Source organism: Nitrococcus sp., assembly GCF_059432795.1.
Map to the genome: position 1 here is coordinate 1 of NZ_JBXWZQ010000037.1, position 20,102 is coordinate 20,102.

19 protein-coding genes are annotated in these 20,102 nt (G+C 62.7%); 14 read left to right on the forward strand and 5 right to left on the reverse strand.

Annotated elements, in window-relative coordinates; genetic code table 11:
* The 5 genes from AC52Q4_RS03175 to AC52Q4_RS03195 all read left to right on the forward strand — a co-directional run.
* The coding region (locus AC52Q4_RS03175; RefSeq protein WP_495535353.1) for a hypothetical protein at positions 1-567 on the forward strand (567 nt) is incomplete at its 5' end.
* Between the two features lie 757 nt (positions 568-1,324).
* On the forward strand, positions 1,325-1,663 hold the full coding sequence (locus AC52Q4_RS03180; protein ID WP_495535354.1) for a carbonic anhydrase: 339 nt from the start codon (positions 1,325-1,327) through the stop codon (positions 1,661-1,663).
* A 128-nt stretch (positions 1,664-1,791) separates the two neighbouring features.
* Positions 1,792-3,771: a SulP family inorganic anion transporter gene (locus AC52Q4_RS03185; protein WP_495535355.1), complete on the forward strand. Its 1,980-nt coding sequence runs from the start codon at positions 1,792-1,794 to the stop codon at positions 3,769-3,771.
* A gap of 208 nt (positions 3,772-3,979) precedes the next feature.
* Entirely contained in the window at positions 3,980-4,525 is a 546-nt protein-coding gene (locus tag AC52Q4_RS03190; RefSeq protein ID WP_495535371.1) for an isochorismatase family protein, read from the forward strand.
* Between the two features lie 8 nt (positions 4,526-4,533).
* On the forward strand, positions 4,534-4,893 hold the full coding sequence (locus AC52Q4_RS03195) for a sirohydrochlorin chelatase (RefSeq protein WP_495535356.1): 360 nt from the start codon (positions 4,534-4,536) through the stop codon (positions 4,891-4,893).
* Positions 4,894-4,941: 48 nt separating this feature from the next.
* Here the strand turns inward: AC52Q4_RS03195 and AC52Q4_RS03200 are convergent, their stop codons facing one another.
* Positions 4,942-5,820, reverse strand: coding sequence for an SDR family oxidoreductase (locus tag AC52Q4_RS03200; protein WP_495535357.1), 879 nt, complete (start codon positions 5,818-5,820; stop codon positions 4,942-4,944).
* Positions 5,821-5,918: 98 nt separating this feature from the next.
* Here AC52Q4_RS03200 and trmH point away from each other — a divergent pair, with 98 nt between their 5' ends.
* Positions 5,919-6,584 (forward strand): tRNA (guanosine(18)-2'-O)-methyltransferase TrmH, encoded by a 666-nt coding sequence (gene trmH, locus AC52Q4_RS03205; protein ID WP_495535358.1) that lies wholly within the window; start codon positions 5,919-5,921, stop codon positions 6,582-6,584.
* A 97-nt stretch (positions 6,585-6,681) separates the two neighbouring features.
* Here the strand turns inward: trmH and AC52Q4_RS03210 are convergent, their stop codons facing one another.
* The 3 genes from AC52Q4_RS03210 to AC52Q4_RS03220 form a co-directional block, all read right to left on the reverse strand.
* Positions 6,682-7,260 carry a lytic transglycosylase domain-containing protein gene (locus AC52Q4_RS03210; RefSeq protein WP_495535359.1) on the reverse strand — a complete coding sequence of 193 codons (579 nt, stop codon included), beginning with the start codon at positions 7,258-7,260 and terminating at the stop codon, positions 6,682-6,684.
* Positions 7,261-7,275: 15 nt separating this feature from the next.
* On the reverse strand, positions 7,276-8,985 hold the full coding sequence (locus AC52Q4_RS03215; protein ID WP_495535360.1) for a proline--tRNA ligase: 1,710 nt from the start codon (positions 8,983-8,985) through the stop codon (positions 7,276-7,278).
* A 92-nt stretch (positions 8,986-9,077) separates the two neighbouring features.
* Complete coding sequence (locus tag AC52Q4_RS03220; RefSeq protein WP_495535361.1) at positions 9,078-9,548, reverse strand: DUF4124 domain-containing protein; 471 nt, start codon at positions 9,546-9,548, stop codon at positions 9,078-9,080.
* Between the two features lie 255 nt (positions 9,549-9,803).
* Between AC52Q4_RS03220 and ilvN the strand changes: the two genes are divergently transcribed.
* From ilvN to AC52Q4_RS03260, 8 genes are all read left to right on the forward strand, one after another.
* Positions 9,804-10,298 carry an acetolactate synthase small subunit gene (gene ilvN / locus AC52Q4_RS03225; protein WP_495535362.1) on the forward strand — a complete coding sequence of 165 codons (495 nt, stop codon included), beginning with the start codon at positions 9,804-9,806 and terminating at the stop codon, positions 10,296-10,298.
* Positions 10,299-10,347: 49 nt separating this feature from the next.
* Complete coding sequence (gene ilvC / locus AC52Q4_RS03230) at positions 10,348-11,364, forward strand: ketol-acid reductoisomerase (protein WP_495535363.1); 1,017 nt, start codon at positions 10,348-10,350, stop codon at positions 11,362-11,364.
* A gap of 352 nt (positions 11,365-11,716) precedes the next feature.
* Positions 11,717-12,517, forward strand: a complete 801-nt coding sequence (gene pssA / locus AC52Q4_RS03235) for a CDP-diacylglycerol--serine O-phosphatidyltransferase (RefSeq protein ID WP_495535364.1) — start codon at positions 11,717-11,719, stop codon at positions 12,515-12,517.
* Positions 12,518-12,829: 312 nt separating this feature from the next.
* Positions 12,830-14,380, forward strand: coding sequence for a 2-isopropylmalate synthase (locus tag AC52Q4_RS03240; protein WP_495535365.1), 1,551 nt, complete (start codon positions 12,830-12,832; stop codon positions 14,378-14,380).
* 190 nt (positions 14,381-14,570) lie between these two features.
* Positions 14,571-15,362: a uracil-DNA glycosylase gene (locus tag AC52Q4_RS03245; protein ID WP_495535366.1), complete on the forward strand. Its 792-nt coding sequence runs from the start codon at positions 14,571-14,573 to the stop codon at positions 15,360-15,362.
* 16 nt (positions 15,363-15,378) lie between these two features.
* Complete coding sequence (gene rimI, locus AC52Q4_RS03250; protein WP_495535367.1) at positions 15,379-15,873, forward strand: ribosomal protein S18-alanine N-acetyltransferase; 495 nt, start codon at positions 15,379-15,381, stop codon at positions 15,871-15,873.
* The gene (locus AC52Q4_RS03255) at positions 15,870-17,228 is read left to right on the forward strand and encodes an MFS transporter (protein ID WP_495535368.1); all 1,359 of its coding nucleotides are present in this window, start codon (positions 15,870-15,872) and stop codon (positions 17,226-17,228) included. Before rimI ends, AC52Q4_RS03255 begins: the two co-directional genes overlap by 4 nt.
* A 126-nt stretch (positions 17,229-17,354) precedes the next feature.
* Positions 17,355-17,594, forward strand: coding sequence for a DUF2970 domain-containing protein (locus AC52Q4_RS03260; RefSeq protein ID WP_495535369.1), 240 nt, complete (start codon positions 17,355-17,357; stop codon positions 17,592-17,594).
* A gap of 641 nt (positions 17,595-18,235) precedes the next feature.
* On the opposite strand, the gene AC52Q4_RS03265 is transcribed toward AC52Q4_RS03260, so the two are convergent.
* The gene (locus tag AC52Q4_RS03265) at positions 18,236-19,807 is read right to left on the reverse strand and encodes a SulP family inorganic anion transporter (protein WP_495535370.1); all 1,572 of its coding nucleotides are present in this window, start codon (positions 19,805-19,807) and stop codon (positions 18,236-18,238) included.
* Between the last annotated feature and the right edge of the window lie 295 nt (positions 19,808-20,102).

Here is a 20,102-nt window from a genome sequence, read left to right on the forward strand (position 1 = left end):
TATCCGTTCGCCCCGGAGCGGGGCCCGAACGCGCTGACCCTGGTCTACACCGGCGAGTACGCCCACCAGAGCGACTATGCCGACGGCGCGGGGGTCATCGACGCCGACTACATCTTCGGCCAGCTCGGCTTCGAGTGGTTCGGGGTCCACCTCTCCGGGGCCTACGAGCTGCTCGGCGGCGATGGGCAGTACGCCCTGCAGACGCCGTTCGCCACCTTGCACGGGCACAACGGCTGGGCCGACCAGTTCCTGACCACCCCGGCGCAGGGTCTGCAGGATGTCTGGATTCAGGCGGGCTGGAACACGCCGGTGGAATGGGGACCGGCTCTGGGCAATATCAAGATCCTCTCGCGTTATCACGACTTCAACTCGGATCAGGGCAGCATCCACTATGGTCGGGAGTTCGATATCCAGGCCACCAAGGCGGTGAACGAGCACCTCTCGTTGCTCCTGAAATACGCCAACTACTGGGCGGACGGGGATAATACGCCCTCGACTCAGCTCGCCACGAATATAATATCCCAGGACACCCAGAAGTGGTGGTTGCAAGCCCAGCTCAAGTTCTGAGTTCGCCTTAAGGGAAGGCCAGGACGGCGGGCGGGCCGGTCACGGTGCCGCCGGAAGGCCGCACGGAAGCGGCAATGGCCTTGACTCACATTGTGAAATGCCATGGAGGAAATGGAAATCCCCATGGCATTTTAAATTCCCGCCGACGACGCGAGCTTGGGTCTTCTGCTCGCAAATTGCCCGCAAAGTGGCGCTAATTCGCGCGCTCCGAGCGGCTAAGCGCTGGCCGGAAGCATCTTCCGGCCGCCAGGGAGCGAACATCCCGGAGCCGGCGGAGCCTGTCGCGCGATTCCGTAAAGGATTGACCCAGCCAATCGCTTAATAGAAGCTACGAGGGTGTCGTTTCAGTAAAAAACTGAGGCTGGTGCCTTGCTGCGTTACGATCGGGCCAGGTTGGCGGATGCTAATGGTAGCGTGATTCGCGGGTTAGCGACCTTCCGGCGCGGAACAGCGTCTATGGGTCGGTGGCGCGCATGGACGCGGGGACATCAGAAAAACCAAATGACGCAATGGCCCCGGCTGTGCGGTGCAGGCGCTGCGAGCCATCGTGGACGACCGCCCGCTGTCGGGACGCACCTCACGGTTCACCCGGCGGAGTGCGCTGTTTCCATTCACACGCATGGCCCGCGTGCCCCTTACCTGAGTATTCTCTCTTTCCTTCCGGGCCGGTTGCTGAAGAGGGGAATGCTGTGCGCGTTTTTGCTGTTGGCGCGCGGGAGGTCAATTTATGTAGAGGGGCTGAACATCAAGGAGCTGGATGAAAGTATTCGCCGTTTTCAGGATACGATTTTCGGTGCTCGGCAGAAGCTGGGCCGTCAAAGGCTGTTTGAATCCGGCTGCTCTCAAGACGCTGCCCACGGTCCGGGAGTGGCTTCAGCTCGCTGGCTCTCTGCGCGAGCGTCTCGAAAAACAAGGTGGGCGCGCCAACGATACGGAAACGTTGGAACGGGCGATTCAGCAGAACGCCCTCGATCAAATGGAGCATTTGAAAACGCATCGCAGCGTGGCCGACGCACTGGCCGCCGAGAGGCTGCAGCTGCGCGCTTGGTTTTGCCGGATCCCCACCGGCGAGGTGTTGCCATGCTCAAGCCTATAGGCGGAGCGCTTTCTACGCTGCAGGCTGACTCAGCCTTGCCTCGTACTTTTTGGAAGCTCAAGGAAAAGAACACTCGCTAAGAGCCGATAAGACACCAAGAATCCATTCGATCGAGGAGGTCGCCTTTTATGGATACGTCAAGCTCGCAGAGCAGAAGTAGCCACGCTGCTCCCGGTTTGCTCGACGCCGTGCGCACCGATTTCCCGGCATCCTTCGTGGTGTTTCTGGTGGCGCTGCCGTTGTGCATGGGCATCGCCATCGCCTCCGGGGCGCCGGTCGCCTCCGGTCTGATTACCGGGATCGTAGGCGGAATAGTGGTAGGCATGCTTTCCGGCCAGCCGTTGCAGGTCAGCGGGCCGGCCGCCGGATTGACGGTGGTGATCTTCGGCATCATTCAGGACCACGGGCTGGCGGTAATGGGCGCGGCCGTGCTGATGGGTGGGGCCATCCAGTTCGTCGCCGGCATCTGTGGCCTCGGGCAATGGTTTCGCGCCGTCTCGCCAGCGGTCATTCGCGGCATGCTCTCCGGGATTGGCGTACTGATCTTCGCCAGCCAGATCCACGTGATGGTGGACTCGAAGCCGTTGGACAGCGGCGTGCAGAATCTGGCCGCGATCCCGGCTGCGCTGCAGAGCGGGTTGCCGCTGCCGGAATGGGAGGGGGAGGCAGAGCGTGCGTTTCGCACGAGCCGGCTCAAGCAGCTCAATCAATTGAACAACAACCAAGTAACGATCGCTAAAACCGTCAACCGTGCCCTGAGCAAGGATTCTTTGCCGGAAAATGCCCTTGTAGAGGTCACGCAGCGACAGGCCGCCGTCACCGAAGGGCTCGGCCAATTTCTCGGCGAGCTTCGCGAAGCTGAGAGCTTGAGCGCCGTTTTGGGGAGCTCGCAGCAGGCGACGGAGTTGCGCGCCTCGACCGAGGCGGCGTTCCTGGCGAGTCAGCGCGCTCTCAGCGCGCTTGAGCAAAACAACGTCGAACGCATTCCCGAAACCCAGAACGTTACGCTTGCCGCCTTGAAAGATCCGCTGGGACAGCTCAAGAGCCCGGAATGGGCGACCAAATTGGGGCTCCTCACCATTGCCATCATCGTGCTCTGGCAAACCGTCACACCCAGGAAGCTGCGGTTGGTTCCCGGGCCATTGGTCGCCACACTGGCCGTGACCGCCATTGCCGCGATCGTGACACTGCCCGTGCTGCATGTGGACGTGCCGGACAACCTGTGGGACGGGGTCAATCTCTTCTCGATAGGGGCGCTGACCGAGAACGTTTCGCCTTCGGTGTTGCTTCAGTCCGGCATCGTGGTCGCCGTAATTGCCAGCGCGGAGACGCTGTTGTGCGCCACCGCCGTCGATCAGATGCAGCAATGGGCGCGAACGCGCTACAACAAGGAGCTGTGGTCCCAGGGCATTGGGAACATGGTCTGCGGGTTGCTCGGGGCGTTGCCGATGACCGGCGTTATCGTGCGCAGCTCGGTCAACGTCCATGCCGGGGGGAGGACACGGCTCTCGGCGATACTGCACGGCGTTTGGCTGCTGATCTTCGTGGCCGCGCTGGGTTTCGTGTTGCGGATGATTCCCACCGCCTGCCTCGCCGGTATTCTTGTTTACACCGGCTATAAGCTCATTAATCCCCGCAACAACCTCATCGAGCTGGCGCGCTATGGCCGTGGGGAAGTGGCCATCTATCTGGCGACGTTGACCGTCATCGTCGTCTACGATCTGCTGACCGGTGTGTTGGTGGGCGTGGCGCTCTCGGGACTGAAGCTGCTCTACACGTTCTCGCATCTGCGCACGGACCTGCAAATCGACGAGGAGCAGCGTCGAGCCACGCTGTACCTGGAGGGTACCGCGACGTTTCTGCGCCTTCCGCGCCTGGCTGCGGCGCTGGAGCGTGTCCCGAGCGACGCCGAGCTGCACGCCGACTTCCAACACCTTCGCTATATCGATCACGCCTGCCTCGAGCTGCTCATGAACTGGGCGAAGCAGCACGAATCGATCGGCGGGAAACTGATCCTGGACTGGGAGTCCCTGCACGCTCGGTTCAGTCCGGAAAATGGGCTCGGCCCGCAACGACGCTTGCAGGCCCCGGGCTCCAGGGCAGCCTAAGGGTTCGCTGATGCTAACCCCGGGAGACGCGTTGCCGTCTCCCGGGTTGCTGTAGTGATTCGGCAAAACCTGCTGCATTTCCGATGGCACTCTAAAACATTCATGTAATATATATTTATTGCTCGATCCCGTCAATTCGTGGTAATCGGCGTTAGGATCAACATTACGTGGTAGGAATCGGAGGAGGAGCAGACTCGCCGTGACGCGGATGATGGAAGTGGCCAAATCGTTCGTGCTGATCGTGGATGCCCAGGAGAGGCTGATGCCGGCCGTGCACGCAAGTGATCAGGTGATAGCGAACATTGCCCGGTTACTCGGCGTTGCCAGCGCGCTCGGCGTGCCGGTTCGGGCCTCGGAGCAATATCCCAAGGGGTTGGGGCGGACGCTCGCGGCGTTGCGTGAGCTGATTCCCGAGGAGGCCATCAGCGAGAAAACGCACTTCTCCTGTGCCCAGGCACCGAGTTGCCGGGACATGCTCGCGCGTTTGGAGGACCGCCCGCAGGCGATCATTGCCGGAGTCGAGGCGCACGTCTGTGTTCTGCAGAGCGCGATCGGGCTGCAGCAGGCCGGGCGGGACGTTTTTGTCGTTGCCGATGCCGTCGGCTCGCGTGATCCGCGCGAGGCGCAGTGGGCGCTGGAGCGTCTGCGAGCGGGCGGGGCAAGCGTGGTCAGCTTCGAGATGGTGGCGTTCGAATGGCTGCAGCAAGCCGGTACGGCTGAATTCAAGCAGATCAGCCGGCAGTATTTGCGTTAGCGTTGTCGATGCGGGTATTACTCGTGCTGGCCCACGGCAGTCGCCGAAGAGGCTCCAACGACGAGATCCGTGAGTTGAGCAGGCAGCTTGGCGAGTTGCTCGGCGAGTCCTACGCGCGCGTCTCACCCGCATTCCTGGAGTTGGCCGAGCCGTCGATTCCCGCTGCTATCGATGAGGCGGTACGAAGCGGGGCCGAGGAGGTGGTGCTCTTCCCGTACTTCTTGTCGGCCGGGCGCCACGTTTGCGAAGACATCCCTCGCCTTGTCACCGAGGCAGGCCTGCGCCATCCGCACACACGCTTGCGCTTGCACTCGTATGTCGGGAAACTGCCCGGCCTGCTGACGCTGCTTGCGGATCAATTGCGCTAAGGCAGCGGCGCCAGCCCATGGCCGTTTACTCCGAGAGCCGTATTCTCCTCAGCGTGGTTGGTTGGTGGGATTGCCGATTAACATGGCCCGATAACCTTCTCGGTAGGTCGGATAGCGCAGGGTGTACCCGCTCGCCTTGAGGCGCGCGTTGCAACAGCGTTTGTTGGCGGCGCGCGAGGCGCCGCTTTTCGCCGGCGCACGACGTGGCGGTTTGGAGCACCCCATCTGCTCGGCGAGCCAGTCCATGAGCTCGCACTGAGTGCAGGGCGCGTCGTCGACGGCGAGATAGATGCTTTCAGGCGAGGAAAGCTGGCCAAGGTGATGCAGGACACCGACACAGTCGTCCTCATGAATGCGATTGGTGTAATGCGGCGGCTCGGCGTTACAGGGCTCGCCCGCCCGCACCTTGCGGATCATGGCGGTGCGGGCGCCTCCGTAAATCCCCCCGAAGCGCACCACCAACCCGGGGAAGCGTCCTTGTAGCAAGAGCCCTTCCGCCTCGAGCAAGCGCTGACCGGAGAAGGCGGTCGGGGCGGTGGGCGACGTCTCGTCGACCCACTCGCCGGCTTGCTGGGCGTAGACGGCTGTCGATGAGACGAAGATCACCTGCCTGGGGGCCTGCCTCTGTGCCGCGAGAACCTCCAAGAGGTTGCGTAAGCCATCGACATAGCTGATCCGGTAGGCCTCATCGGTATAGGCGTTCGGCGTCGCCAGGTAATAGACGCGAGTGAGCCCGGCCGGGATGGCACCCAGCGATTCCGGCACGCAAAGGTCGGCCGTCAGCGTGCGCAATGGCGAGGGCAACGAACCGCGGCTACGGCGCAGACCCCAGACCTCTTCGCCCGCGCTTGCCAAAACCTCGCCGAGGCGGCACCCGAGCTTGCCACAGCCGGCGATCAGAACGCGTTCATGAGAAATGCGGGTCATAGCTCTCACCTCAGCATTGCGCGGGGTCGCAGTCGATGTTGCCGCGCAAACGGGAGGCTATACAATACCTCAGCTTTGGCAAAGGCCGACTTTAGACGATGACGGCAAGACGCGTCGCGCGTATGCGCGCGGCCCTGGAACGGCGCCAACCCGACCTGAGAGTCCTGTTGGACCAGGTCAACAAGGCCCACAATCTCTCCGCCATTCTCCGGACCTGCGACGCGGTTGGCGTCGCCCAGGCGCATGCCGTATGGCCGCACGGCCTGCCGGCGGTGCATCGGCATAGCTCCGCGGGTGTCGGCAAATGGGTGCGTCTCGTCGCTCATCCGGATATCGGCAGCGCTATCGAGGCGCTGCATGAAGAAGGGCTTCTCGTCTATGCCGCGCATCCGGTGGAGCGTGCCATCGATTATCGGCGGGCGGATTACACGCGGCCCTGTGCCGTGCTGATGGGTGCGGAGCTGTGGGGAGTGAGCGAAGAGGCACTCGGGCGGGTGGACTCGCTTTTGTCGATCCCGATGCTCGGTCTCGGTGCCTCGGTCAACGTTTCCGTGGCAACGGCCGTCATTTTGTACGAAGCGCAGCGCCAACGCCTCGCCAAGGGCATGTACGATCGACCGCGGCTGGATCCGGAGACATCACGGCGAATGCTCTTCGAGTGGCTTCAGCCCCGGGTCGCACGCCATTGCCGCGAGCAGGGTTTGCCCTATCCCGAGCTTGACGAAGCCGGGCATCTGACTCGACAGCCCGCTCGCCGCCGGTAGTGGTTACAAGCGGTGGCGTAGGCCAAACGGTGGCGCTGCGGCCGGGATGTTCGGCCGGCGTCCAGTGGTTGCGGACGTGCGCTCCGGCGCCTCCCGCCTATTGCGCGAACCAACGCGTTGCCAGGGCTTTGAAGACCAAGCCTGGGTAACGAGCGCTGCCTAAGCTGCCGTTGTAGCGCGCGAGCGCCCGCGTCAGGTTGCCGTGCTCCCGATCGAGGTAGTAGCGCAATATGGCGCATCCCAGCCGCAGATTGGTCTGCACGTGGAAGAGGTTGTCCTCGGTGTGCCCGATTTCCTCCAGCCAGAACGGCATTATCTGCATCAGTCCGCGCGCGCCAGCCGAAGAGATTGCGAATCGATTGAAACGGCTTTCTATATCGATCAAGGCGAGCACCCACTCCGGTTTGAGGTCGGCGCGCCGGGCCTCGGAGTGCACCAATCGCAGCAGGCGCACCCGTTGCTCGGGATCGGGTATGCGAGTGCGCAGGCGGTTTGACATATCGACGAGCCAAACCTCGGCGTCGAATCGGCTCGCAAAGCTATCGGAGCTTTCGCTGGCACGCTTCAGTGCGGCGCGCAGCCGAGGATCGGGGGGCTCGGCGCGAGCGGCGGAGAGGCCGCTGGCCAAGAGGCTGAATATTAACAAGATGCTTGCCAGGTAGCGTACCGGAGACACGCCGCTCCCCCCGCGTCAGGCGCTCGACTGGAGATCGCGCAGGAACTCGACCACACCCTCGCGCGGCAGATGGCGGCTCGTTGCCTCGGTGCGGCCACGGTATTCGATGGTGTCAGCGGCCAGGCCGCGGTCACTGATCACGAGCCGATGCGGGACACCGATCAGCTCCATGTCGGCGAACTTGACCCCCGGGCGCGCCTCGCGGTCGTCCCACAGCGGCTCCAGCCCGGCGGCGCCGAGCGCGTCATGCAGGCGTTCGGCTTCATTGCGCACTTGCTCGGAGCGGTGAGCATTGATGGAGACGAGAGCGACTTGAAAGGGAGCCAGCGGCGCCGGCCAGATAATTCCCCGTTCGTCGTGATTCTGCTCGATGGCCGCCGCCACCACACGCGAGACACCGATGCCATAGCAGCCCATGATCATGGGCACGGCGTTGCCGTTCACATCCAGCACCGTCGCATTCATGGACTCGCTGTATTTGGTGCCGAGCTGAAATACATGGCCCACTTCGATGCCGCGCCGGATCTGCAGGGCTCCCTCACAGCTCGGGCAGGTTTCCCCGGCGCGGACCGTGCGCAAATCGGCCCGTTGCGGAAGTGCAACATCCCGATCCCAGTTGAGATTGATCCAGTGCCAGTCCTGGCGATTGCTGCCGCTGGAGAAGTTGCACATCTGCGCCGCGCGCTCGTCGACGCGCACCGTCAGCCCCGCCGGCAGGCCTATGGGGCCGATGAAGCCCCGCGGCACGCCGGTTGCCGCCTGGGCCTCCTCCGGCTCGGCCAGGCGCACGTCGGCGGCGTTGAGCGCCGCTCTCGCCTTGGTGAGATTGAGCTCGTCATCTCCGGCGATGAAAAGCACGGCCGCCTTGCCGTCGGCGATGACGACGATGCTCTTGACGATATGATCCAGCGCCAGTTCGAGCAGCTGCGCCTGCTCCTGCACCGTGCGGATGCCCGGCGTAGGCTGCTCCTGCGCCGCCCGCGCCGGCTCCGCGGCAAGGCTGTCGGGGCGCGAGCGCGCGAGCTCGGTATTGGCGGCATAGTCGCAGCGCCCGCAGACGGCGATGGCGTCCTCGCCCGAGTCGGCGAGCACGTGGAATTCCTCCGAGACGCTGCCGCCAATGGCTCCAGTGTCGGCGCGCACGGCACGGAAATCCAGATTCAAGCGCTGGAAGATCCGGCTGTAGGCCTTGTGCATGGCCTGATAGGTGCTATCGAGGGAGTCCTGATCGAGGTGGAATGAATAGGCGTCCTTCATCAGAAACTCTCGGGCGCGCATGACGCCAAAGCGAGGACGGATCTCGTCGCGAAACTTCGTTTGAATCTGATAGTAGGTGATCGGCAGCTGGCGATAGCTATGAATCTCGCGACGAACCAAGTCCGTGATGACCTCCTCGTGCGTGGGGCCGAAGCAGAACTCGCGGGTATGGCGGTCCCGGATGCGCAGCAGCTCCGGTCCATACTGCTCCCAGCGACCCGACTCCTGCCAGAGCTCGGCAGGCTGCACGGCGGGCATGAGTAGCTCCAGTGACCCGCAGCGATCCATCTCCTCTCGCACCACGCGCTCGACGTTGCGCAATACACGCAGCCCAAGCGGCAGCCACGTATACAAACCGGCGCCGAGCCGGGCAATGAGCCCGGCACGGAGCATCAATTGGTGGCGGACGATTTCGGCGTCGGCAGGAATCTCCTTCGACGTGAACAGCGGAAAATGGGTTACTCGCATAGCTACTGCCTGTTTCCACGCGCCATGGCCGGGACTGAACACTAAAGGGTATCCCATGACGTATCGGGAATCGACGATTACACCCCGCGGGTCTAATCGGCCGCGCAGTACTGCTCGAGGTAAGCTCTGGTGGCGTCGATCTTTGCCTGCCGCTCGGCGTGCGTATAGCGTACGATCTTGCCGGAAGAATCACGGAAACGGCGGTTGCTGCCGCCTATTTGCAGGTTTTTCAGATTCTGGCGAGCGTTTCGGCATTGCTCGGCCAGCGGCTCGGCGTCCTGCGCAGTCGACGGTGATCGCCGATCGCCTGTATCGGGCGTGCTGGGTGTTTTCTCGGTGTCAGAACGCGACGAGACTTCCGGCGGCGCGGTAGCCGGGTGCCTTGCTCGCGGGGGCTCCGGCGGCGTTTGAGACTCGATTGTTTGCGCCGCTCGACCGCTCGGCGGTACTTCACCGTAATGAATATGCCCCTCGGGATCGCTCCACTTGTATATTTTGCCCGCCATCAGGGGCGGCGCCGCTAGCGCCGCCAGTAATGCCATGATCCATGCGATCCGCTGCATGCGCGCCTCTCCCAGGATTACGTGGTCTGCGCAGGGGAGTATGCGGCAGGAAAACAGTCTGACGCAGTCCGGCGCCGACGAACGGCGGTATTCTCCCGACCTGTTCAACGCTTGATGCGCTCACCAGCGCTCAATATACTGCAACGTTCACAAATCAATGTTTTCTTGCGGACCATTCCGAGCATCCCCGCGTCGGCCCGGGGCGGCGAGCTTGCTCGCGTTTGAGCACCGAACGCGTAATCTGGGTAGGGGACCATGCGGCACATCATCTCCATTCTCGTGGAGAACGAGTTCGGCGCGCTGTCGCGGATCGCCGGCCTGTTCACTGCCCGCGGCTACAATATCGAGTGCCTTACCGTTGCACCGACGGACGATCCGACCCTTTCACGTATGACGCTGGTGACCTTCGGTGACGATCGAATCATCGAGCAGATCATCAAGCAGCTGAACAAGCTGCTGGACGTGGTCAAGGTGCTGGACATCACCGAGGCGGCGCATATCGAGCGGGAGATCATGCTGGTAAAGGTGCAGGCCGTTACCCCCGAGGCCCGTGAAGAGTACACGCGGCTGACGGATATCTTTCGCGGCCGGGTACTCGATGTCACGGGCAAGACCTACACAATCGAGCTCACCGGCACCAGCAGCAAGCTGGACGCTTTCCTCGAGGTGATCGAGAGGCGGACGCCGCTGGAGGTCGTGCGCTCCGGCGTGATCGGAATTGCGCGGGGCGACAAGCAAATGCGGCTTTGAAGGGGCCCGTGCACGGCCGCCGCGCAGCAAACAACGCCGAGGGAAAAAGATGAAGGTTTATTACGATAAGGACGCTGAGCTCTCGCTCATCCGGGGCAGCCGCGTGGCCATTATCGGCTACGGCTCCCAGGGACATGCTCATGCGAACAACTTGAAGGAATCGGGCGTTTCTGTCGTGGTTGGCTTGCGCTCCGGTTCGGCTTCCGTGGACAAGGCCCGTGAGGCGGGCCTCGAAGTCGCCGCGGTCGAGGACGCGGTCCGAGAGGCGGATCTGGTCATGGTTCTCACTCCGGACGAGCACCAGGCGCGCATGTATCGCGAGCAGATCGAGCCCAATTTGAAGCAGGGCGGCAGCCTCGCCTTTGCCCATGGCTTCAATATCCACTTCGGTCAAATCGAGCCGCGCGCCGACCTCGACGTTACCATGATTGCCCCCAAAGGGCCGGGCCATCTGGTACGTTCCACCTATGTCGACGGGGCGGGCGTCCCGAGCCTGATCGCCATCCACCAGGATGTTTCCGGCCGAGCGAGAGAGATGGCGCTGTCCTATGCGGTCGCCATCGGCGCGGGTCGTGCCGGGATTATCGAGACGAGCTTCCGGGAGGAGACCGAAACCGATCTGTTCGGTGAGCAGGCGGTGCTCTGCGGCGGTATGACCGCCCTGATTCAGGCGGGATTCGAGACGCTGGTGGAGGCGGGCTACTCACCGGAGATGGCCTATTTCGAGTGCTTGCACGAGACGAAGCTCATTGTCGACCTCATCTACGAGGGCGGCATCGCCAACATGCGCTATTCCATCTCCAATACCGCCGAGTATGGCGATTTGACCCGTGGCCCGCGGGTAATCAACGAAGCATCCCGTCGCGCCATGAAGGAGCTTTTGAGCGAAATCCAGCGCGGCGATTTCGCCAAGGAGTTCGTTCTCGAGAACCAGGCGAATGCGCCCAGCCTGAAGGCCATGCGGCGTCAATCGGCGCAGCACCCCATCGAGGTCGTCGGTGAGAAGCTGCGCGGGATGATGCCATGGATCGGCGCCAAACGGCTCGTTGACCGCAACAAGACCTAAGCGCGCCGGTGCAACGTCCATTCCGTGCCTGAACAACAGCAATTGCGCCACTCGTGTCACGGGGCGCTGCAATGGCCCGCATCGCCGCAGCGCCATGCGCTCGGCGAAAATCAAGCTCGGTCGGCCCCGCTTCCATGGATCGAAGCACGATCACCGCCTCGCGAGCGCGAGGCGGTGATCGGTCATCCCCCATGCGCATTCGGCCCGACGCGCACGACGCTCGCTAACCGCTTGGCCGACGTGCGTGGCTCAAGCGGGCCAACGCGTATGCGTCACCAGGGTCAGTTCTGCGGCGGTGGAAAAATTCCGAGCGTGGCGCAGCGCAACCAATTCCCAGCTCGATGGCGCCTCCATGAGTGATTTCAACACCCGCCGCAACGGTAGGCTCATTCGGCAGCGCCGGGGCATCTACCTATTGCCCAACCTTCTCACCACGACGGCTTTGTTCTTCGGTTTTTACGCGATGGTTGCGGCAATAAACGATACCTACCAGAGTGCCGCCATTGCTGTGCTGATCGCCATGGTGATGGATGGGCTCGATGGTCGCGTGGCCCGGTTGACCAATACCCAAAGCGCCTTCGGCGTGCAATACGACAGCATCGCGGACATGGTTTCCTTCGGTGTGGCGCCCGCTCTCGTGATGTATCAGTGGGCTCTGGCGGATCTCGCCTCCATGGGCGCTCTCTGGGGCAAGCTCGGATGGCTGGGAGCGTTCATCTATGCCGCCTGTGCGGGCCTGCGCCTGGCGCGCTTCAATACCCAATTCGGGGTGGCTGACAAGCGCTACTTCCAGGGCCTTCCCAGCCCGTCAGCCGCCGCCGTGATCGCCGGCATGGTGTGGACGGGCAGCCGAATGGAAATGAGCGGGGTCGGGGTCGGCATTCCCGCCCTGCTGTTGACCGTCATCACCGGGATTCTCATGGTGAGCAACGTGCGGTATTACAGCTTCAAAGAGATCGATTTCCGCTATCGAGTCCCATTTATCGCAATGGTGTTGCTGGTGTTGCTGCTCGCCGTTACCTCGGTGCATCCGCCCATGGTGCTGTTTTTGGTAGCGCTCGTGTACATGGGTTCCGGGCCGGCGCTCACGGTGGCCCAGCGGCGCCGCCGGCGCCATCGCACCGCCACCGAGCGATCGCCGCCGGAGCGGTAACGGGTTGTCCGGCCGCAAACGGCCATTATATAGTAAAGACTTTTACAGCCCACCGAGAGGGTGGTGGCGAATGAGCCATGCCGAGCTGTTCCTCACGCATTGCTCCCGTGCCTTCGCGCTGGCACGTCCCCAGGGGCTGCAACCGACTTTCCGCAACGATTCGCAGCGATCGCGACTGCGGCTGTCGTAAGGCAGCCTCAGAACCTCCCCCGATAACAAGCAGCTATCGGAAACCGCGCCGGGTCGGCTCCCATGTACGCGGCGGCGCAGTGTGCAGGGGCCTCTATCGGACAACCGAGTGGAGCCGAAAGGATGAATCAGACCGAACGTCTCATCATTTTTGATACGACCCTTCGCGATGGCGAGCAGAGCCCTGGGGCGTCCATGACCAAGGAGGAGAAACTGCGCATCGCCAAAGCGTTGGAGCGGATGCGGGTCGATGTCATTGAAGCGGGTTTCCCGGCCGCGAGCATCGGCGACTACGAGGCCGTGCGGGCGGTGGCGGCAGGGGTTCGCGAAAGTCGGATCTGCGCCCTTGCGCGCGCGCGAGAGGCGGACATCGACCGCGCCGCCGCTGCAATCGAGCCGGCGGCAATGGGGCGTATCCACACGTTCCTCGCGACCTCGCCGATCCACATGCGGATGAAGCTCAAGATGGAGCCGGAAACGGTTCTGGAGCAGGCCGTTTGGGCGGTTCGCCACGCGCGTCGCTACTGTGATGACATCGAATTTTCCCCTGAGGATGCCGGCCGCTCGGAGCCGGATTTTCTCTGCCGGGTATTGGAGGCGGTCATCGAAGCCGGAGCGACAACGGTCAATATACCCGACACCGTCGGCTATAGCGTGCCCAACCAATTCGGAGCGCTGATCGCGGACTTGCGGGGCCGTGTGGCCAACTCGGACCGCGCCGTCTGGTCGGTGCACTGTCACAATGACCTCGGCTTGGCGGTGGCGAACTCGCTCGCCGCGGTCATCGATGGCGCCCGCCAGGTCGAGTGCACCATAAACGGCTTGGGCGAACGTGCCGGCAACGCGGCTCTGGAAGAGCTCGTGATGGCGGTGCGCACACGCCAGGATTACTTCCCGTGCGATACGGGGATCCAGACTCGCGAGATTGTTCCGACGTCGAAGTTGGTGGCGAACATTACCGGGTTCGCGGTTCAACCCAATAAGGCCATCGTCGGCGTCAATGCGTTCGCCCACGAGTCGGGTATTCATCAGGATGGCGTACTCAAGATGCGCGAGACTTACGAGATCATGTGCGCCGAGGATGTGGGGTGGGGGGCCAACCGCATGGTGCTCGGTAAACACAGCGGTCGTAACGCCTTCCGCATCCGATGCCAGGCGGTCGGGATCAGTTTTGCCAGCGAGGCGCAGCTTAACGAGGCTTTCGCGCGATTCAAGGACCTCGCCGACAAAAAGCACGAGATATTCGACGAGGATCTGCAGGCGCTCGTGAGCGAGGCAACGGCAGCCTTGGTCAACGAGCGTATCCGGCTGGTTTCGTTCCGCTGCTGCTCGGAGACGGGGGAACGTCCGCTGGCGCAGATCACTCTAATGGTTGGTGAGGAGGAGCACAACGCCAGTGCGACCGGCGACGGGCCGGTGGACGCGGTGTTCAAGGCAATCGATAGCGTTGTCCAGAGCCACACGGAGTTGTTGCTGTATTCGGTCAACAACATCACCAGCGGTACCGATGCTCAAGGGGAAGTGACGGTGCGCCTTGACAAGGCCGGGCGGATCGTCAATGGCCAGGGTTCGGATACCGACATTGTGATCGCCTCCGCGAAAGCCTATGTCAATGCCCTCAACAAGCTGGCGCAATCGGACAGGCGTATGCATCCGCAAATCGCCGCGCCCTGATGAGAGTCCGGGCCCGTCCCAAGCGTGATCCGGGGCGTCGTCGGGCAGGGCCCATCGCAAATGGATTCAGCCGCCGAGTTGCCGGCGATTACTGTGGTCCGGTCACGCGCTGGGAGGAAAGCAGCTAGAGTTATTGATGATGGCCGTAGCCTGAGACAGGCCCGCGCCGGGTAGTGAAGTTTGCTGCGACATGAACATGAAAACGCACGAGGGCTCACTCCAGCTTCAGTATCTTCAGCGCATGGGCATCGACGTGTGGATTCGGCGACGTCACAAGGATAACGTCACCATGCCCGCAGAGGGTGGTGGGGCCGTTCACGCGGCGGGCGATCCGCCAACCCAGCCCGGCATCCGCAATGAAGATGCCGCTGACGCCGATCCAGGACAGCCGGTGGCCGATGCGTCCGAAGTCGCGAGCTTGGGCTGGGAGGCTCTGCGCGAACGCGTGCAGCAATGTCGGCGTTGCCCCCTGTATCAGACCCGAACCCAGGGCGTCTTCGGCATCGGTAATCCGCAGGCGCAACTGATGCTGATTGGTGAGGCGCCCGGTGCGGAGGAGGATCGCCGAGGCGAGCCTTTCGTCGGGCGCGCCGGGAAGCTGCTCGATGAGATGCTCCGCGCAATTGGTTCGTCACGCGAGGCGGTTTATATCACCAATGTGCTGAAATCGCGGCCGCCCAACAACCGGGATCCGCGGCCGGATGAGGTCGCAGCCTGTGAGCCGTACTTAAGGCGGCAATTGGAGCTGGTTTCGCCCCGCGTCATCCTCGCCTTGGGGCGGATAGCGACGCAGTATCTGCTAAAGAGCACGCAATCCCTGAGTCGCCTGCGTGGCCAGTGGCATCAATACGGACCGTGCGCCACGCCATTGCGGGTCACTTATCACCCGGCCTATTTGCTGCGCAGTCCTGCGGATAAATACAAGGCTTGGCAAGACCTCAAACACGTCTGTCAGCGCTTGCGTGATGAGAGCCCATTGTGATCACAGGAGTTGCGCCATGAGCGCTGAGCCCTCCGAGTTTCTCTCCGTCATACGGCCGATGCGTGAGGCCGACCTCAGCGAGATCGTTTCCATCGAGGTGGCTGCTTACGCGTTTCCCTGGACGCGAGGGATTTTCAGGGACTGTCTGCGTGTGGGCTACGATTGTTGCGTGCACCTTTTCGTCAATCGGATCGTAGGTTACGTGGTACTTCGCTGTGGCGCGGGGGAAGCTCATATACTCAACATCGCGGTCGGACCGAAATGGCAAAACCGCGGTTTCGGCAGGAGCCTGCTGCAGCGTACGTTGCGCCAATCCACCCGCTTCGGTGCCCACGCAATCTTTCTGGAGGTGCGGCCTTCCAACGCCGCGGCCCTGCACCTCTATCGCAGCGTCGGTTTTCGGGTCGTGGGGCGGCGGCGGAATTACTATCCGTGCCGCCATGGGCGGGAAGACGCGCTCGTGCTGCGAGCCGACCTTGAAAGTCCTGCGCCGGGTAGCACCGGACCATGACGCATGACAAGCCCTCCTCGGGCATGCACGCCCAAGGCGCGTCGGATGATCTTGAAGACTCCGCCTCGTTCATGCGCCCGACGCGGGTGTTTTCATTGTGGTCATCGCGGCCCGTCTGGGGTTGGGCGTTGTACGACTGGGCCAACTCCGCGTTCGCCACCGTGGTGCTCGCCGGGTTCTTCCCGCTGCTGTTTCAGGACTATTGGAGCCACTCGGTCAGCGGCGCCGAGTCCAACCTTCGCTTAGGCTGGATCAACGGGGCGGCCGGGTTGGGCATCGCCTTGCTGGCGCCGGTGCTGGGGGCCGTGGCGGACCGCGCCGGAGCCAGAAAGCGCTTTCTGATTGTCTTCATGGTAGCGGGGACGGCTGCGACGGCCGGGCTGGGCTTGGTACCAGGTGGCGCCTGGCTCGCTGCGGCTATCCTCTTTGTTTGTGGAATGATCGGCTTCGCGGGAGCCAACGTATTCTACGATGCGCTACTTCTCGCGGTGGCGCCCCCGGAGCGTTGGCATATTGTCTCGGCGCTGGGGTTCGCGATGGGCTATCTAGGAGGCGGATTGCTCTACCTCGGTTGCGTGCTGGCCGCATTGCACCCGCAAGCACTCGGCTTTGCCGATGCCACCGGCGCCGCCTTGGCGGCTTTCGTTGCCACGGCGCTCTGGTGGGCGGTCTTCTCGATACCGCTGATCCTGCTGGTTCGAGAGCCCACCCCAGCACGCCGCGTGCGCCGGCGTTTGTGGGCCCAGGGGTTCGCCCAACTCCTCGACACCGTCCGTCATTTGCGCACGTTTCGAGTGGTGGTGATATTCCTGCTTGCCTACTGGCTCTATATCGATGCGCTCGGCACGGTGATCCGCATGGCGGTGGCCTACGGCCGGTCACTTGGGTTCGCGCAGAACGAGCTCATCGTGGCACTGCTCATCACCCAATTCGTCGGCTTTCCTGCAGCGCTCCTGTTTGGCTGGCTCGGCGAGCGAATCGGCCCGCGGCGCGGCATCTACCTTGGTTTGGTCGTCTACATCGGGATATGCCTCTGGGGTGCTTTCATTCGCCAGCCCTGGGAGTTCTTCTCAATTGCCGTGCTCGTGGGGTTGGTCCAAGGCGGTGTTCAGGCGCTGAGCCGCTCTTTTTACGCGCGGCTCATTCCGGCCGATGGCGCAGGAGAGTTCTTCGGTTTCTATAATCTCATGGGAAAATTTGCCGTACTCATCGGCCCGCCGCTGTTCGGTCTGTTCGGTGTCTGGTTCGGCAATCCACGTTACTCCATGCTGGCGCTGATCCTGCTCTTCATTGCCGGCGGAGTGTTGCTCGCGTGTGTGCGTGAATCCGAGGCTCCGGCCCGTGCGTTGCGCTAACACCATATCGCCGGGTCCACTCGCTGGCTGGCATTACATGCCAGCCGAGCGGCGTGCTGCAAAATAGCTGGATGCCCGGGAGACGTTATACTAGTATTTTATGTATATGATAAATAGGAGGTTGCCATGAACGCAGATACCCAAAGGCAGGCCGCTGCCTCTGATCAAAACAAGGTCAGCACGTGGCAGGTGATCAAGAGTGCCGCTGCGGCCGGTTTTGGCGTGCAGTCGGAAGCGGCCCGGCAACGTGACTTTTCCCATGGCCGTCCGCTCCCCTTTATCATCGCGGGTGTGGTCGGTACGATTCTTTTTATTCTAACGATCGTTACGATCGTTCGCGTGGTCCTTCATATGGCCGGTGCATGAGTCCTGGGCAGATGGCGCTCGTCTTCGTCTCGGACGACGAGCGGAGCGCCCGCTGCCGAGCGGCGCAACACGCATCGCCGAGCACCGAACGCATCGACTCCTGCCCTGGCAGCGAGGCGACGTGATCCGACCCGCCGGCAGCGCCTGAGCCCTGCCACCATCACTGCATCAACGCGGTAGCTCGCGGCCGCGCACCTTGAGATAGGTGCCTCATGCGTCGTGCCGCCACCAGCCGGAGCCTGGATCCCGTGACGCTCGAATTGCCGGGCGGGGGACGACGAGCCGGGACGGCCGCGGCTTGGCTACGAGCTCATCGAGGGAGCATGTGGCGCGGGCGTATGAGATGAGGAGGACAGCCATTTTCCTGGCCCCTTGTTTTTCTGGTTCGACTCGGGCCTACCTGCGACGGGCGTGAGCGCTGCGTGCGCTGATCGATGCTTGATGGGCGCACGCGGGCACGCGGCATCAAGTGCATTATGGGCAAGAGGGCAAAAGGGCACCGCAGCGAAATTCAAGCGACGGCGCGACCGAAACGAAATCGCGAGCGACCGGCCGTCGCAACGCGGCAGCGTAGCGCCTATTGCTCGGTCCGTCGGCTCCTTTGAAAAGATGGAGGACCGCCCTCGACGGTGATTGCCATTTCAGTCGTCCGGTTCCCAGCCGGACTCTTTGCGACGTTCGACTCGATTAGGCGGGATCAGCAAAAGCAGCCGCTTCGCATTGCGCCGCTCGAACTCGTTCCAGTCGACGATGAGCTTGCCGCCCCGCGAGGCGTGCGAGGTCGCATGATTTTTCACCCACTCGAGACAGGCGCGGTCGACGTGCATGAGCCCACCGACGTGCAGATGAATTTCCGCGTCGTTGGGCAACCGTTCGATCGTTGCTGCGAGGTCCGGCAAACGCACGAAGGTCGCCGAGCCGTGCAGGTCCACGTCGTAGCGTTTTTCGCCTGTTGCCGTGACGTCGATGTCGAGGTGACTGAGCGTGCGCACGAGCTTGACGAACGAGAGGATCACGCCCGTGATGATGCCGGTGAGCAGGTCGGTGATTACGATAACGCTCAGCGTCACGACGCAGATCCCGAACTCCACTCGATCCAGACGCCACAGGCGGCGCAGGGCGGGGATGTCGAGCAGCCGGTAGCCGGTGTAGACCAGGATGGCGGCCAGGGCCGCGCGCGGTATGAGCTCGAGGACCTGCGGTAGCATGGCGACGAGGCCGAGCAGCCAAACGCCGTGCAGAATCGGCGAGAGGCGTGTCCGCGCCCCGGCTTCGATATTGACGGTGCTGCGCACGATAACCCCGGTCATCGGCAGCGCGCCGAGCAACCCAGCCAGGCTGTTGCCTATCCCCTGCGCGAAGAGTTCTCGGTTGTAGTTGGTGCGCACCCGGTTCTGCATCCGATCGACAGCCGCGGAGCACAGCAGCGTCTCCGCGCTTGCTACTAAGGCAATGATGGCAGCGTCCCCTAGAACAACGGGGTCGGCCAGGCGCGCGAAGTCATTGGGTCCCGGTACGTTCAGGCTGTCCATCAGCGCTTTCGGCACCTCGACGTAGCGAATCTCCAGTCCCACGACCGCGGCCAGTATGCTCGCCGCAAGCACTCCGACCAGCGGGCCCGGGATTATCCGCAACGCTTCCGGGCGGAGCTTGTTCCACACGACCAGCGACACCAGGGCGGTCAAGCCGGCTAGTGCCGCCAGATGATGCTTGGTGGCCTCCATCGGGAGGATTCCTTTCAAGACAGCGTCGGGAATGGTGAGCAGGTTCGTTAAGGCGCTGCCCTGCGGGTCGGTGTCCACCATCACGTGGAACTGGCTGGCAAAGATCAGCACGCCGATACCCGATAGCATGCCCTGGATGACCGCAGGCGAAATGGCGCGGAACCAAGGAGCGAGGCGGATCAGGGCGGCCGCCACCTGGATGACCCCGGCGGCGACCACGACGACACCGAGCATCTCGAGACCGTGTCGCTGAACCACATCCCAGACCAGGACTGTCAGACCGGCGGCGGGCCCGCCTACCTGCAGCGGTTGCCCGGCCAGCGTTCCGACTACGATTCCCCCGACGATTCCGGTAACCAAACCCAGCGCGGGAGGGACCCCGGAAGCAATTGCAATGCCCATGCATAGCGGGAGCGCCACGCAGAAGACGACGATCGACGCCATGAGGTCGTGGACGAAGGTGCCGCCTTTTTGACCCTGCTCGTTCATGAGACTCCTTCAATTACGAGATGAAGTTTAAACGCTGCGAGGGATTCTTCACGATGATTAGACCGATTGCATTGAACCGATGTTGCCGGGGCAAGTGCGGCGATTGGGTGTCACCGTCAGTGACAATCCGTCGTTCATTGATGCGGTGACGTGGGTGGCGTGCACCGGAGATGCCGATAGGCTTGATTGCGATCATTGGAAGACGCGGTGTAGCTCCTCTTATACTGCGCAAAGCCCATCGCCGTATGTCCTGCCAGTTCGATCGCTGTCTCGTCGAACGCTTCTCTTGCCGGAT